The sequence below is a fragment of the Hymenobacter sp. FMD4 genome, assembly GCF_058932745.1.
In genome coordinates, this window is the sequence record NZ_JBZYWH010000020.1 from 56,072 (window position 1) to 72,001 (window position 15,930).

Consider the following 15,930-nt stretch of genomic DNA (forward strand, 5'->3'; position numbering starts at 1 on the left):
ATATTTTTAACATAAAGCAACCATCCGCTTCGTGGTAAGCCACGTATCTGCGCATGGCAAAAACGCACGCCGACTCCTTTAGTAACCATTCCTCGCCTTTTCATATGAAAAACGCTTACCAAATCGCCTTACGACGCGTTGCCTGGCAGCGTCTCTGTGCGGTTCTGATAACCTTGCTGAGCTTCTCGCTCGTCAGTACCGCCCAGACGGTCACCATCACTCCTGCGGCTGCTCAAGACTACGGAGATGTAGTGGTAGGTCAAACTTCTGCTGCTCGTTCTTTCACAGTAACAGGCAGTGGGCTTAACCGTGACATCACTGTTATTATTCCAGCAGGCTTTCAAGCAAGCCTCAACGGTGGTGCCTTTACTGCTAACACCGGATCTACCCTTACTATTGCCCGGAACGGCAGTACTGCTTCGGGTACGGTAGAAGTGCGCTTCGCTCCGAGCCAGATTCAGGCCTATGACGATGATCTGTCGGCTTTCTCAAACCGCACGGGTGGCAATCCCCCGATATTTTCAAATACCGTCAACCTGATTGGCAATGGTATTGCTGGTACGCCTGAGATTTTGGTGAACCCAACTGCTTTGGGCTTCCAGCCGCAGGTCATCAACACGACTTCGGCGCCGCAGTCTATTGCTGTATCCAGCAATTCGGTAATGTCGCCCATTACGGTGGTTGCACCTGCTGGTTTTTTGATTAGCACTAGCAACACTGGCTATGCCTCATCGCTTACGCTGCCGGCAGCGGGTGGCACGGTAAACGTAGTCTTTGCACCGACCCAAGCAGTGCCTTACATCGGCAATGTGACGTTTAACAGCCCAGGCGCCGCGCAGAAAACAGTTCAGGTTTCGGGCCAAGGTCAGCAAGTACCGGCTACGCTAACGGTAACCTATTCGCCAAACCCACTGGCCTTTCCTAACACGCAGGTTGGTACAGCGTCGACTTCGCAGTCGTTTACTGTTAATGCAAGCAGCCTCGGTACCAATGAAGTAACCGTAGACGCACCCACGAACTTCCAAGTGCGTGTTGGTTCCAATCCCTTCAGCACCAGCGCGACGATTGTGCCCGTTAACGGTACGATTTCCAACGTTGTAGTTGATGTGCGCTTTACGCCAAACGTGGCTGGGCAGATCACTGAGAACGTATCCGTTTCGGCTGCTAATGCTACTACGCAAAACGTAACCGTGACGGGGCGTGGTACTCCGGCTCCGACGGGCGCCAATGTTAACGTTTCGCCTACTTCGGTAACCTTCGGCAACGTAACCCAAAGCGGCTCGGCCGATACACGCACCATTACGGTAAGTGGTACTAACCTAGGCACCAACCCGATTACTCTCACCCCTTCGAGCGCCAATATTCAGCTTCGTAACGTATCGGCTGGTGGTAGCTTCAGCAGCGGGCCGCTCTCAATTGCTTCAATTGGCGGTACTGTTGCCCCAGTAACAATTGAGGTTCGCTTGGTAGCCCCCATTGCGGGTGGAGCGTTTACACAAAACATTCAGGTAGCCAGCCCGGGTGCTACGGCAGTGGTAGTTTCAGTGACGGCTACTTCAAACGGTAACGTGTCGGATATTTCTATTACCAACCCGAACAATAACACCTTCACCTTCGCCACCCGCCCGGCTACCTTCTCGTTCTCGCAGACTTTCCTGATTTCGGGTACCAACCTGCTGCAGGACATCACCGTTGCTCCGACTGGTCCTAATGGCGGCTACTTCCAAGTGTCGAAGGACGGCGTAGACTACTTCTCCTCGATTACATTCGGGCGCGACGGCCAGAACAACGTGCCGCAGCAAACGGTGTATGTGCGCTTCGTGCCGGGCAGCAACGCTCTCACGGTGAATGCCTTGATTCGTGCTACCAGCAGCCCGGCGCCTGACCGCGACGTATCTGTGACTGGTATCAGCGAGCCAACTATTCGTCTGACGCAGCCCATCGGTTCTTTCGGGGACATGACGATTAAGAATACTACCTCAGCGCCACGGACAGTTCGCCTAGAAACCTTCCTGCTCACGGGGCCGCTGAACCTTTATTTCCCCGCCGACAACGAAGACCCGCAGCGTAACCCAGCTGGCACACCCCAGTTCGAGTTCAAAATCTCGAATGGTGGCACCCCGGCAGGCGCTAATGTGTACTTCAAAGCCGACACGCTGCTCAACAACAACGAAGGCAACCGTATCGTTGATCTGATGGTGCGTTATGCTCCTACTCGTGTAGGCGCCACCACCCAGGAACTGACCTTCCTCAATGCGGCGCTTAATGGCGGTAACCCCGCGACGCTGTTAAGCGGCAACGGCCGGGCATCGGGCTTCGCTATTGCTGAAGAGCCCACGGTTCAGTCTACGGCTCAAATTGTACGGGCTCCTAGTGGTACTACTGCCACTATTACCTTCGACCTCGCAAACCCGCCCGCGGGCCAGAGCTACGGTCAGAACCGTTTGGTAATTGCTTCCCGCGACTACACGCTGCTACCTACGAGCCTGTTCCCGCAGAGCAAGCAGAACTTCAACCCGGGTACGACGGTAGGCGGTGCGTATCAGTATGGTACTGGCAGCGTAATTGAGGCTAGCACTGGTACGTACGTTGTGTTCAGTGGTGCTGCCAACAGCTTCACCGTGGGCAACCTGGATGCCAGTACCGACTACTACTTCTTCGCGTTCGAATTCAACGACGACGGCCTCCTCAACGCAGAAAACTACAAGGTGCCCAATAACCAGCCTCAAGTACCGCTGCCCGTTGAGCTGGTTTCGTTTGAAGCCAAGCTGCGCAATGGCCGCGTGCTGCTTAACTGGATAACTGCTCAGGAAAAAGACAACCGTGGGTTTGAGGTAGAACGCAGCGCCAACGGTCGTGAATTCACCAGCATTGTCTTCAAGGCTGGCCGCGGCACCACTACGCAGCGCACCGAATACAATCACGTAGACGAGCGTCCGTTGAATGGTACTTCCTACTACCGCCTGAAGCAAATCGACAACGATGGTACGGCACATTACTCGCCGGTGCTGGCCGTGAAAAACGGTCGCACGACAGAAGTAGCGGTGTTCCCGAACCCCGTAGACGATGTACTGAACATCCGTTTGGCCGAGCCTTCGGCTGATACCAAAGTGACGGTGATGGACTTGGTGGGACGTACTGTACTGACGGGCAAGCTGTCGGTAGAAGGTGCCTTCAATACCAGCAGCTTGAAGCCTGGTAACTACATCATCATCGTGACGAACGGCACGGAGAAATCCACGCACAAAATCACGAAGCGATAATCAGCAACTTGTTGCTCGGTAAGAAAGGCCCCGACCACACGGTCGGGGCCTTTCTTTTTATGTTTTAAACAAGGCTGGACCATAACCATTTTCAGAGGAAGCAGTAAGTTTAGACCTCATAAAGGTTGTGCGAGAGTGATGTGTAGTTCACATTTTGGTAACATGCAAGGCTTTGCCTTTCTTTGATTGTTCCCAATACCTTTGCGCAGTTTTTGACAGGTTCACTCACTTTTTCAATTCACATATCGTGGCACTCTTTACTCCTCGCTTGGCTCGTCTGCGTTCTTTGTCAGCCGTAGCAGCACTCTTCTTTGGCTTCTCCGCAGCGGCTCAAGCGCAAACGGCTCCGACCCCGATTGCCATTTCCAGCGCTACCGCCATTTACACCCAGAACTTTGATGGAATGGGTGTAACGGGTGCTTCATCCACTGCATACCCAACCGGTTGGACGGGCGTACGTTTGTCTGGTAATGGTCAAGCCAATGAAACCTTAGCTCCTATAGTAGTTCTATCGGGAAGTACTTCCGGCGCAGTTTACAACGCTGGACCATTTGCTGGTGCTGCAAATGATACCGATCGTGCTCTTGGCAGCTTGGCTTCAGGTACGACAGTAGCAACTTTTGGAGCCGTATTTTCTAACCAAACAGGTGCTGCCGTTACACGCGTAAACATTGCTGCCCGTAACGAGCAGTGGCGGGCAGGTGATAGAAACGATATTAACGAGACTACTCCTTTTGAATATAGCCTGAACGCAACTAGTATCAACGATGCTGCTGCAACGTGGGTAACTGTAACGTCTTTGGACTTAATAGAACGTGCTACCAGCACAACAGCTGTAGGACCACTCGACGGCAACGATGCCGCTAATCGGAGTGCAATTAGCGGTTCTATCACTGGCATTAACTGGCCAAACAACACTACGATGTGGATTCGTTGGAAAGATGTCAATGATACAGGAGCAGATGCTTTGCTCGCAGTTGATGACTTCGCCATTTCCACTGGTACCACCACGCTGAGCAACCGCAACGCTGCCAAAGCCAGCTCTGTGAGCCTGTTCCCGAACCCGGCTACCGACGTAGTAACCATTCGCACCGCTGGGGCTACCAAAGCTCAGGTGACGGTAACCGACTTGCTCGGTCGTACTGTGCTGACGGGTACTACCGCTACGAACGGCACCTTTGACATGAGCAGCCTGAAAGCTGGTAGCTATTTGTTCATCGTGAATGACGGTGAAAGCACCAGCACCCATAAAGTGAGCAAGCAGTAATTGCTGGAGTATACACTTGACTTGAAAGGCCCCTGTTATCTGACAGGGGCCTTTTTTGATTTAAAAACTCTATTTAATAAAATGTTAATATTTGGTAAATAGGTAACGCTAGGCCATGCCTTAGTTTCGTGCCTGGGCTGAAAAACTGCTTAATACCCACCTGATTGCATGAAACAACTTTCCACTTACGCTAGGAATGTCGCTTTTTCGTTGGGCCATTGGCTGGCGGTTTTTTTAGTGCTCTGGCTGCCGGCGGTGGGATGGGGGCAGGTCAATATTTCTCCCGGGACAACGATTACCCAAGCATTGACTATCGGTAGTTCTCCTACTGCATCGTTGCCTAGCGGCTGGAAGGTTAGTAAGTCAACGACCGAACGGCAGGTAACGTCATATGCTTCTGCTAGCAACAATACAGAATTGGCTGGCTCTGCTAACATAAGCACATCAGCAGCCAATGGTATTTATAATTTTGGGAATAGTATCACTACAACTGACCGGGCAGTAGGCGGTATTTCTTCTGGTACAGCTAGCAAATCGGTAAACCTGATGGTGCAGCTCGCAAACAACGGTACCGCCACTATTCCAAGCTTCACAATTAGTTATAATGTTGAAAAATACCGTAATGGCTCGAACGCAGCAGGCTACTCTATTCGCATGTTCTACTCATCTGATGGAACAACGTGGACCGCTGCAGGCTCAGATTTTGTGACCAGCTTCACAGCCGATTCCGATAATTCAGGTGTTTCACCAGCACCAAGTGTCACAGTCGCAGTTTCAGACAAACAACTGAATCAGACATTGGCCACTGGGAGCTCGTTATACCTCGCTTGGAATTACTCTGTAACGAGTGGCTCAACTACTTCCAATGCTCAGGGCTTGGCAGTCGATGATATCAGCATCACGGCAAATAGTGGTGCACCAGTTCCCTCCATCACTACCGGGACCATCAGCGGCTCTCCGTTTTGCGCGGGCCAGGCCGGCGCAACCGTCTCAGTGCCGTTCACTACCACTGGTACTTATGCTGCAGGCAACGTATTCACCGCATACATCGGTACCACGACTATAGGTACACTTAGCCAATCGGGGAACGATCCAGCTGGCACCATTAATGCCACTATTCCGAGCAGCATCAGCACCGGCAATGCTTACCGAATTCGGGTGGACGCCAGCAACCCCACTACCACAGGTTCTGACAACGGCAGCAACCTGACGGTAATCAATTACCTGACCAACGATGTAACGGCCTACAGCGCAGCGGTGGGCGACCAAGAGGTGAGCCTAAACTGGACCAATCCAACGTCTTGCTTTGCGCGGGTAGTGGTGGTAGCGCGGGCCGGTAGCCCCGTATCCTTGAAGCCTTCCAGCACTGCTACGCTCACAGCCAGTGCTCAGTTTGGGAGCGGCACCGACATCGGTACGGCAGGCAACCCCAACCAGTTTGTGGTCTATGACGGTACCGGCAACAACGTGACTGTGGCCGGCTTGGCCAACGCCACGCAGTATTACTTCAAAGCATTTGTAACGAATGGCAGCGGCTTCAGCGACGGGGTAGAGCGTTCGGCTACTCCTGCGCCGTCTTTGGCCCTCGCAGAATTGCTTTTGCCTCAGTACCTAGCAGGTCATGCTACGGGTACCACTACGCATACCGACCGGCTGCCCTATGCCTACCGGGCCACTATTACGGGCCTCATGCCCAATGCCACTTACCGCTACTACAACACCGCTGTAGAACCTGGCGAGGCAGCTACCTCGTCGGGTGCCGGCGTACCCATTTATCCCGTAGCAGCAGGTGGTTTTGTGCGGGCTACCAGTTTTAGCTTGAGCACCGCCGGCGGGTACGGCACGCTCACCGCCGACGCCACCGGGAGTTATACTGGCTGGTTTATATTGGAGCCAACCGGCAATAGCCGCTTCGACAACGGCAAGCTACTCAGAATGCGCATTGTGCTCAACAATGGCAACAACGGCACGAGCGCGGTGTCGTACCTCTCTACTTCCAGCACTGTGCAAGTGCGGCAGCTTGGTACTGCTGCTACCCAGGCTACCGGCCTCTATGGCCTTTCTTTTGCCCCTGCTTCCAACCTCGTTTTCACCTACGATAATACCAACGGTACCGGCCGTCCGCTCGCTGGCACCTTTGTGGAAAGCGACGGCTCTGCCAATAGCACCGCAAACGGCTACGCAGCTTTCTACGCCACCAACGTAGAGGGCCAAAGCAGTGCCTGGGGGATGCTAACGCCGAACGATAACACCAACGGTGTGCGCTACATCGCGCAATACAGCTTAGCAACGGGCGCCTTGGCCGGTTGTGCTTCCACCGATGCCGATGGCACTTGGCCAAGCGGTACTAATACGGCCGCGCCCACGGGGGGAAGCCGCAATCCATTGATCATTTCTCGAATTGATGCACCGCTGACCTGCGACGTCTACGTCGGATTCAATCCCAGTAGCCTTGCCGTAGCTGAAGGCAACAACGCCACCCGCACCGTAACCTTGAACGTGACTGTGGCAAACGACCCAGCTACGCCGCTAGCGGTGACCGTAGCTGATGCCGGCTCGGGTACGGCCACTTCCGGTACCGATTACGTAGCCTTCGCGCCGCAAACGCTTACTTTTAGCGCGGCTGGAAGCCAGGCCGTGACGCTAGTCATCAATGGTGACAGTGACAACGAGCCGGATGAAACCGTAGTGCTGGCCCTTACTGTAAACAGCGGTGGCCCGGCTACCGTGGTAGCTGCTACTGCCACCATCACCATTCTCAACGACGACCAGCCAACGGAGGCCAATGTGTTGTTGCTGGAGGAAGACTTTGACTATTCGGCTGGTACCAGGCTGAATGCCGCTACTTCGGCTACTCCCGATGCCATTACCAAATGGGCCGTGCATAGCGGTGCCTCAACCAACAGCATTGATACCGAAGCCGGCAACCTGAGCTTGGTGGGCTATCCGCAAGGGCTGGCCGCGTCGGCGGCAGCTTCGTCAAGCAAAGCAAGGCTACGAAACACGGGCCAAGACGTCAATCGTGCTTTCCTTACGCCCAGTAGTCCGGTTACGAGCTTTTATGCCTCGGCACTGGTACAGGTATCAACTGCTCAGCCTGACGGCGATTATTTCCTGCATTTTGCGGATGCAGCTGCCCTCGGAACTTCCTTCCGCGGCCGGGTGCACGTCCGCCGCGACCCCAGCGACGCTACCAAAATTAACTTTGGCCTAAGCGTGGCCGGTACCAATATTGAATACGCTCCTGCTCAGTTTAGCCTAAATGCTACCCATCTACTGGTGCTGAAGTACGCTACCGGCGGTACTGCCATCGAAAGCGACGATGCAGCGAGCTTGTTTGTAATCGAGCCTGGCTCTACCAACTTTGCGCTGGAGCCTACCACTCCCATCGTTGGACCGCTCAATACCACTGCCACCAGTAGCTTCACGCCGGGTACTATTGTGCTACGGCAAGGTGCCAGTGGTGATGCAGCCACGTTAAGTGTCGACAATGTTCGGATAGCAACGGGCTGGGGTGCTGCCGTTGGACAAGTAGAGATGCAAACGGCCAGCTATTTGAATCCTGGTTATTACCACAGCTTGGTACTGAACGGTGGTAACGCCGTGGTAAATCCGGTAGTCACAGGTGCAACTACTTCGGTGGTAATCGAACGCCAGGCTACTTTCACCGATGGTATTCTGACCACAACCGCTACTACACCGTTGGTGCTGGCTGATGGCGTTACCGTCGGAGGTGGCAGCAGCATCAGCTTCGTGGACGGCCCGCTGGCGCGGCAAACAGGGCCGATAGCTACCACCACAGCTAGATCTTTCCCAATAGGAAAAAACGATGCTTACCGTCCGGTTATCCTGAACATTGCTACCCAAACTTCTGCTACCACCTACACGGCCGAGCTGAAAGCTGGCCGCCCCACGGACCAAACGTTGACTGGCGACCTGACCCGAGTGTCACAAATCCGGCAGGTAAGCCTGACGACTGATGCTGCTCCTACCGGTTTTAGCGGCAGCATTACCCTAGCATTCGAGACCGACGACCAAGTAACTGATCCTGCGCTTTCATCCTTTATAATTGCCACTAATACTGGCAATGGGTGGGCGAGTGTAGGGCGCTCAGCGCATACCGGCACTGCCAGCAATGGGAGCTATGTGCCCGGTTCACTCACCTCAGATCTGTTTGGCGCTGTCGGCGAGTTTGCCCTGGCCAGCACTGCTGCCGAAAACGCCCAGAACCCGCTACCAGTTACGCTAACTGCCTTTGCCGCCGAGCGGCAGGATGCCCACGCGCTGCTGATTTGGACCACCGCCCAAGAGAAAAACAGTGCACGATTTGAGGTACTGCGCAGCCTCAATGGGCGCGAGTTTGCTACCGTAGGCAGCGTGGTAGCTGCCGGTACCAGCAGCACGCTTCGCCGCTATACCTTGCTCGACCGCAATGCGCCTGCAGCTACCGTGTACTACCGACTGCGTCAGATTGATCTGGACGGCACCGCCACCATGTCTCAGATTGTGACGCTCACCGAAGCAAAACGGCCAGCCGTGCAGGTATACCCCAACCCCGCCACTGATCAGCTGCACCTGCTACTAGGTGCTGAACCTTGTCAATGGCAAGTTAGTAACGGGCTTGGCCAAATAGTACTAGAAGGGTTTGCCAATGGTCCCTTAACACTAGATGTATCAAAGCTGCCAGCTGGTATATACCAGTTGCAAGTGATAACCGGCCAGCAGCGTCGGAATCAGAAATTTGCCAAGCAATAGCTTTGTTCTAAGCTGAAATAGAAAAAGCCCCCGCGCCAGCGGGGGCTTTTTCTATTTCAGCAGGTAAGCGTGCCCGGCTGGGGCAAGTGAGTGAGCGTCAATGTATGAAGAAGCGTTTTCAGAAAGTCTGGGCAGCGGGCCTTTGAGCTAAACTCAAATAATGTCACTTAAGCGTTAGCTCAAGTGTATCCTAATTGCACTAAGCTCCGTACGTGGCATAAAATGCCAGTGGGCTAATCATATATGTATTGCAGCTTGCTAGCCCTGTAGTTATAAAAATGTTAGAATTAGTTGGTTGTTTGATGTAAGTTTATAGGTAGGGCCTAATCCTGCCTTGGCAAAAGATAAAATCTCGTCACGTCTAAAAAACACCTGTTCGCATGAAGTTTAGTTTTACCAAGATGAGGGCGCATTTGAAGAGGTTAGTCCCAGCGCTGCTACTCATAACTCCACTTGTGAGTTCAGCTGCTGTTGAACCGACCATCCAACCAACAGTAGGCTATTTTCCAGTCAGCAACCCCAACAATGCCAATCTTCCGTCTGCTTTGGTAAAAGTAGCCGGTGGCAATGGAGTAAATTACTTGGTGGTGGCTCGGCAGGCATCTGTTGCCGCTGCGCCTCCGCAAGATAATGTAGTATACCCTACAGCTGGGGTCAGCACTACTTTCGGTTCGTCAACTACACTTACTGGTCCTGGAAACTTCGTGGTTTTCAACGGGCAGGTAACGGTGCCGTCTAATGATATTCTGGTTAGAGGCTTTCCTTTCAATGGGACCCCAGCCTCGTCACAATATGTCATTGACGTATATACCTACAACACGGGTCCAGGTGGAACAGCAGATCCGGACTACTTAACTCCTCAACTGAACTTGGGCACTGCCCCGTTTACTGCATTGCCAACCTATCGTTGGGTGGGAGGACAAGGTTCTGGTGGCAATGCCAATAACTGGACCATAGCGGCGAACTGGTCTCCGGTTCGATCTTCTATAACGGCAAACGACGTCATCACTTTTGATGGTACCAGCACAGCGGCAAATTCGGCTGTACTGAATTTTGACAGACAAGAAATAGCCCAGCTCTACGTGTTTACGAACACAGACGGTACGAATATCCCTAATAATACTGTGTTTAATAGTCCAGGAAGTGGCAACAGTCCAGCTGAGCTAGTCATTACAAATCCAGGGATAGAAGGAGATGATTTTGTGGTAGAATCGACATCTAGCCTCACCTTCTTGGCAGAGAGTCAAACCACAAACCGTTACGTCATTATGTCGATTGGGCAAGGCGAAACGGCGGCTATTGCTGGCTCGATAACATTTGCATCTACCAACAACACTGCTATTCCGCACCGCCTGCGAGCCATCGGACCTGTCCCATCCGGGGCAGTAGGTGTAATTCGCTTCTTACCCGGAGCGCGCTTCTTTGCCACAGCGGTATTAGGATCACCGTTCGGGACTACGCAAACGGCTACAGTTACTGAACTGGCTACCGTAGCTAATGCAGTGGTATTTCGTCCAGGAGCTACATTTACTCACTCCTCTGGTAACCATCCTTTCGCCAATACGGGAGCTACTGTCACGGGGCCTGTTACAATTTTTGAGGCTGGAAGCACCTACATTTATTCAGGAGGTACTTTTTCGCCCATCGGCCAAACCTATGGCTTCCTCCAGTTTACGGCTACCCCGGGTGCTGTGACCGGTACCCAAACCATGTCCGTTCTTAACGACCTTACGGTAGGTAACGGAACTGCGACGGGCATATCCGTGAGCTTGAATTCATCTGGTACCGCTGGTACTCAGCTAAGCGGAGATGTCCGGGTATTTAGCGGTAACACCCTGACTTTCGCTCCGGCAAACGAAGCTCCTGTTGCGCTAGTTGGTGTTAACTCTCAGCTAATTGGTTTTGCAGCAGGTGTACCTGGTGCTGTCAACCAAGTTTCTCCAACTTTCGGTGCCAATGCCGTTTTTGAAGTACGAAACTTGAGCATTCTGGGCGTAACGTTAAATGTGCCAGTCACCGTAACTCGCGGGCTGCGCTTGCTAAACGGACGGATCAACACTAACACTGCAAGTCCATTTACGCTGGCAGCCGCTGGCTTTATCGATACAGCACCAAACACTTCGCTGACCAACGTTACAAACACAACCTCCTTCGTTAATGGTCCGATGAACCGCACGTCGGCTACTGCCGGGGCCATTGTTACCAACGAAGCGACAGGAGTAGGGCTGTTTTATCCTATCGGCAATGGAACCACCTACCGCCCACTTTTGCTCAACTTGACCCAGAGCGCTGCAACAGCCGCTACGTACTCAGCTGTGGTGGTACCTGGTGATGCAGGCGGAGCCATTGATCCTAACTCTGGCTTACTCAACGTCAGCCGAGTACGCCATTACTCGCTGGCTGCTACCGGTAGCGCTTTCACCAACGGTGCCATTAGAATTTACTATGGAACCGACGATATGGTGGATACCCCAAGTCAATTGCGGGTGGCTCAAAGAACGCCTACTACCAACTGGGTAAATCGGGGCGGCGTAGCTACCGGAACCGATGGCAACACCTTCATAATTGGCAACATCACATCCGCAATACCCTTTGCCGAACTCGGCTTCTTTGCACTAGGTAACGCAGGGCCCAACAACAACCCGCTACCAGTAGAACTGGTATCGTTCACGGCGCAGCGCCAGAATGCTGGCGTAACCCTGCGCTGGAAGACGGCTGCAGAACTCAACAACGACCGATTTGAAGTGCAGCGTTCCACCGACGGCGAAGGTTACACTACTGTAGCTACGGTACGTGGCCACGGCACCACTACTTCGGCTAATCTCTACACGGCTGTAGACCAGCAGGCTCCCAAGTCAGTAGTGTACTACCGCTTGAAGCAAGTGGACTTCAATGGTGCTTCGCAAACCTCAGCTGTAGTGGCTGTAAGCGGCTTAGAAGTAGTACAAGTATATCCGAACCCAGCCAAAAACGAATTGAACATTCTGGCGACTTCGGCAGAAGCTACTTACCGAGTGCTCAATATTGCAGGCCAAGCCTTGCAAAGCGGAAAAGCCAGCAATAAGCTGGACGTAAGCAAGCTGCAGGCTGGTATGTACTACTTGGAAATAAACGACGGCTCACAGCGGACGGTACACAAGTTCGCCAAAGAGTAGTTTGCTCTTTCTGTCAACAAAAAGCCCCGCCTCGTACTGAGGCGGGGCTTTTTGTTGAGGGTTGGATTACAACGTCGAGAGCCGAAGTTTGACAATCCGCAGAAGCTCTGATAGACGACAGACTTCAACTGCTAGCATTCGCCAAGTCTTTACGGCCATGGAAGTTAGGCAAAAGCTTATGCCAATGCCACATAAGGCAAGCCGCTCACGCAAAGGCCACACCTTATCAATGGGTGTGGCCTTTGCGTGAGCGGCTTTTTTGTTTCCGTAGAGTTTATACTGAGAAACTCTCGCCGCAACCGCAGGTACGCGAAGCGTTAGGATTGTTAAAGAAGAAACCTTTGCCGTTGAGGCCATCAGAGAAGTCAAGTTCAGTGCCGGCTAGATAGAGGAAGCTTTTCATATCCACTACCACACGCACGCCTTTATCTTCAAATTCCTGATCCATGGGCTTCACTTCGTCGTCGAAGTCGAGCTTATAAGAAAGGCCCGAGCAGCCACCGCCCGCAACAGAAGCGCGGAGGCGGAAAGCATCGGAGATGCCCGAGTCCTGACGGAGGCGCTCCACTTTTTCCTTTGCTTTATCTGAAACGGTAATCATGTTGGTTATTGGTTTTCAGGTGTTGTTGGTAAGGCCGGAGAGCAAGGGCTCAACCCATCCTATACCAACTGTAACAAAGCCTTAAGAGGAGGGGTTCAGTACCACGCTGAACACGGTGATGGTCGTCAGGTCGCGGCCGTAGTAGAGCTTGTCCAAGGCTTCGTAGGCGTTGTGGGCGCGGAAGTAGGAGGTTTGCAGCTCTTTGTCGCCGCGGGCGCGCCACTGAATGGTGAAGGAGCTTTCGTTGTCGCGGAAGCTTTGCACATAGCCAAGCATCTTACGAAGCGCGTCCAGCTTATCGTAGCCGACTTCGTAGCGAAACAGAAAGCTTTGGTGGTGGCGTGGGTTGACGGTAATCAAATCCAGGCGCACTTGCCCATCAAGCTGGCGGAAGTCAAAAACGAGGTTGCCGGGCTGCAAGCCGAGCTTGTTTTCGATTTGCCGCTGAATGCGTGCGCTTTCAATGTGAACGTCGTTGGAAACTTCCATTAGATAGAAGTGAGAGGTAAGAACTGAGAAGTGAGAAGTCAGCCCCGGCACGCGGAGTCTAACTTCTCACTTTTAAGCTCTCGGTTCTACTTAGTGGTGCGACTTGGCGACTTCCAGCTCCGGCAGGCCGTTTTTCACGCGGTAGTCATTGATGGCAGCCTTGATGGCGTCTTCAGCCAGCACCGAGCAGTGGATCTTAACCGGCGGCAAGGCCAACTCTTCCACAATCTCCATGTTGTCGATGTTCAGCGCCTCGTCTACCGATTTGCCTTTCAGCCACTCGGTAGCGAGCGACGAAGAAGCAATGGCCGAGCCGCAACCGAAGGTCTTGAACTTGGCATCGGTAATGATGTTGGTGGTTTCGTCCACCTCGATCTGCAGACGCATTACGTCGCCGCACTCGGGGGCGCCAACCAAGCCGGTGCCCACCGTTTTCTTGCTTTTATCCAGCGTGCCCACGTTGCGGGGGTTGCTATAATGGTCGATTACTTTATCGGAGTAAGCCATGGCTTTCGATTTGAGAAGTCAGAAGTGAGATGTGAGACTTAACAAAGTAGGGCAGACAAAAGAGTCTCACGTCTCGTGTCTCAGTACTCAGGTCTGGATTAATGTTCAGCCCACTCAATGGAGTTCAGGTCGATGCCTTCCTTGAACATCTCCCACAGCGGCGACATTTCGCGTAGCTTGGTTACAGCTTCTTTTACGTGCCCGATGGCATAATCGATTTGCTCATCGGTGGTGAAACGGGAAAGACCGAAGCGCAAGGAGGAGTGGGCTAGGTCGTCGCTCAGGCCCAGGGCCTTCAGCACGTACGAGGGTTCCAGCGAAGCCGAGGTACAGGCCGAGCCCGACGAAACAGCTAGGTCTTTCACACCCATCATCAGGCCTTCGCCTTCTACGTACTTAAACGAGATGTTGGTAACGTGGGGTAGGCGATGCTCGCGGGAGCCATTGACGTAGCTTTCTTCCAGCGTGAGCAACTCGCGCTCCAGCCGGTCGCGCATGGCCGAGATACGAGCGGTGTCCGATTCCATCTCCAGGCGGGCCAGCTCACAAGCTTTGCCCAAGCCCACGATGCCGGGTACGTTGAGCGTGCCCGAACGCATGCCGCGCTCGTGGCCGCCGCCGTCCATCTGGGCGGTAACTTTTACCCGCGGGTTCTTGCGGCGCACGTACAGCGCTCCGATGCCTTTCGGGCCGTACATTTTGTGGCCGGTGAAGGCCATCAGATCGATGCCGTCGGCAATGACGTCAACGGGTATTTTACCTACTGCCTGGGTGGCGTCGGTAAAGAACAGCGCGCCGTGCTTCTTGGCAATGGCCGAAATGGCACGAATGTCCTGTAGCACACCGATTTCGTTGTTGCCGTACATGATGGTCACCAGAATAGTCTGGGGAGTCATGGCTGCTTCCAGCTCGGCTAGGTCGATAAGACCTTCATCGTTTACCTGGAGGTAGGTAACACGGGCACCTTGCTTTTCGAGGTGCTTGCAGGTATCGAGCACAGCTTTGTGCTCGGTGGTGGCGGTGATGATGTGGTTGCCCTTCTGGGCGTACATCTCATACACGCCTTTGATGGCGAGGTTATCCGATTCGGTAGCGCCCGAAGTGAAGATGATTTCTTTCGGGTCGCAGTTGATCAGCTGGGCAATTTGCTCGCGGGAATAGTCCACAGCCTCTTCAGCTTGCCAGCCAAAAGGGTGGTTGCGCGAGGCGGCGTTGCCGAACTGCTCGGTGAAATAAGGCAGCATAGCCTCCAACACCCGCGGGTCCATTGGCGTGGTTGCGTTGTTGTCGAGGTAAATGGGCAGCTTGAGCATGGTGCTTTTTATTGACGGCGTAAAGGTAGCTAGCGGAGAATGATTCGCCACTAGAACACCAAAGTTCGCCCAGAGGTTTACTTTTACGCGACAAAAATAGACACAATCCAAATAGCACTGGCACCCTCGGCCGCGCTGTTTTTCTCCCCTAGCTATGTTCACCAATTTGGAGCACCTCGGCTTAGCCGTGCAGGACCTGGAAGCCGCTACCGCCCTTTACACTACCCTGTTGGGCATGGAGCCTTACAAGCGCGAAACCGTGGAAAGCGAAGGCGTTGATACTGTGTTCTTTAAAGTGGGAGGATCGAAAATTGAACTGTTGGGCGGTACTACGCCTGAAAGCGCCATTACCAAGTTTGTGGCCAAGAAGGGGGAAGGGATTCACCACGTAGCCTTTGAAGTAAGCGACATTCGGGCCGAGATGCAGCGCTTGCGCGAGGCGGGCTTCACGCTGCTAAACGAGCAGCCTAAGCGCGGTGCCGACAACAAGCTGGTGTGCTTTGTGCACCCGAAGTCGGCGCACGGCGTATTGGTAGAGCTCTGCCAGGAGCGTGCTTCCTCGGACCTGGAAGTCGATTAG

The 15,930-nt window shown here is 53.5% G+C and carries 9 protein-coding genes; 5 read left to right on the forward strand and 4 right to left on the reverse strand.

All coding sequences use genetic code 11. The features are described from left to right. Positions 1-104: 104 nt before the first annotated feature. From AC5FXY_RS16670 to AC5FXY_RS16685, 4 genes are all read left to right on the forward strand, one after another. Positions 105-3,263, forward strand: a complete 3,159-nt coding sequence (locus AC5FXY_RS16670; RefSeq protein WP_493557837.1) for a T9SS type A sorting domain-containing protein — start codon at positions 105-107, stop codon at positions 3,261-3,263. Positions 3,264-3,510: 247 nt separating this feature from the next. After that, a complete protein-coding gene (locus tag AC5FXY_RS16675) occupies positions 3,511-4,530 on the forward strand; it encodes a T9SS type A sorting domain-containing protein (RefSeq protein WP_493557838.1) in 1,020 nt (339 codons plus the stop codon). Between the two features lie 993 nt (positions 4,531-5,523). Next, complete coding sequence (locus tag AC5FXY_RS16680; RefSeq protein WP_493557839.1) at positions 5,524-9,285, forward strand: T9SS type A sorting domain-containing protein; 3,762 nt, start codon at positions 5,524-5,526, stop codon at positions 9,283-9,285. 455 nt (positions 9,286-9,740) lie between these two features. After that, the gene (locus AC5FXY_RS16685; protein ID WP_493557840.1) at positions 9,741-12,440 is read left to right on the forward strand and encodes a T9SS type A sorting domain-containing protein; all 2,700 of its coding nucleotides are present in this window, start codon (positions 9,741-9,743) and stop codon (positions 12,438-12,440) included. A 274-nt stretch (positions 12,441-12,714) separates the two neighbouring features. Here the strand turns inward: AC5FXY_RS16685 and AC5FXY_RS16690 are convergent, their stop codons facing one another. The 4 genes from AC5FXY_RS16690 to AC5FXY_RS16705 all read right to left on the reverse strand — a co-directional run bounded on the left by AC5FXY_RS16690 (position 12,715) and on the right by AC5FXY_RS16705 (position 15,350). Continuing rightward, positions 12,715-13,041: a HesB/IscA family protein gene (locus AC5FXY_RS16690; RefSeq protein WP_493557841.1), complete on the reverse strand. Its 327-nt coding sequence runs from the start codon at positions 13,039-13,041 to the stop codon at positions 12,715-12,717. A gap of 81 nt (positions 13,042-13,122) precedes the next feature. After that, complete coding sequence (locus tag AC5FXY_RS16695) at positions 13,123-13,530, reverse strand: hypothetical protein (RefSeq protein ID WP_493557842.1); 408 nt, start codon at positions 13,528-13,530, stop codon at positions 13,123-13,125. A 90-nt stretch (positions 13,531-13,620) separates the two neighbouring features. After that, complete coding sequence (gene iscU / locus AC5FXY_RS16700; RefSeq protein ID WP_493557843.1) at positions 13,621-14,037, reverse strand: Fe-S cluster assembly scaffold IscU; 417 nt, start codon at positions 14,035-14,037, stop codon at positions 13,621-13,623. Positions 14,038-14,135: 98 nt separating this feature from the next. Beyond that, positions 14,136-15,350, reverse strand: coding sequence for an IscS subfamily cysteine desulfurase (locus tag AC5FXY_RS16705; RefSeq protein ID WP_493557844.1), 1,215 nt, complete (start codon positions 15,348-15,350; stop codon positions 14,136-14,138). A 154-nt stretch (positions 15,351-15,504) separates the two neighbouring features. Here AC5FXY_RS16705 and mce point away from each other — a divergent pair, with 154 nt between their 5' ends. Continuing rightward, complete coding sequence (mce, locus tag AC5FXY_RS16710; protein WP_493557845.1) at positions 15,505-15,930, forward strand: methylmalonyl-CoA epimerase; 426 nt, start codon at positions 15,505-15,507, stop codon at positions 15,928-15,930.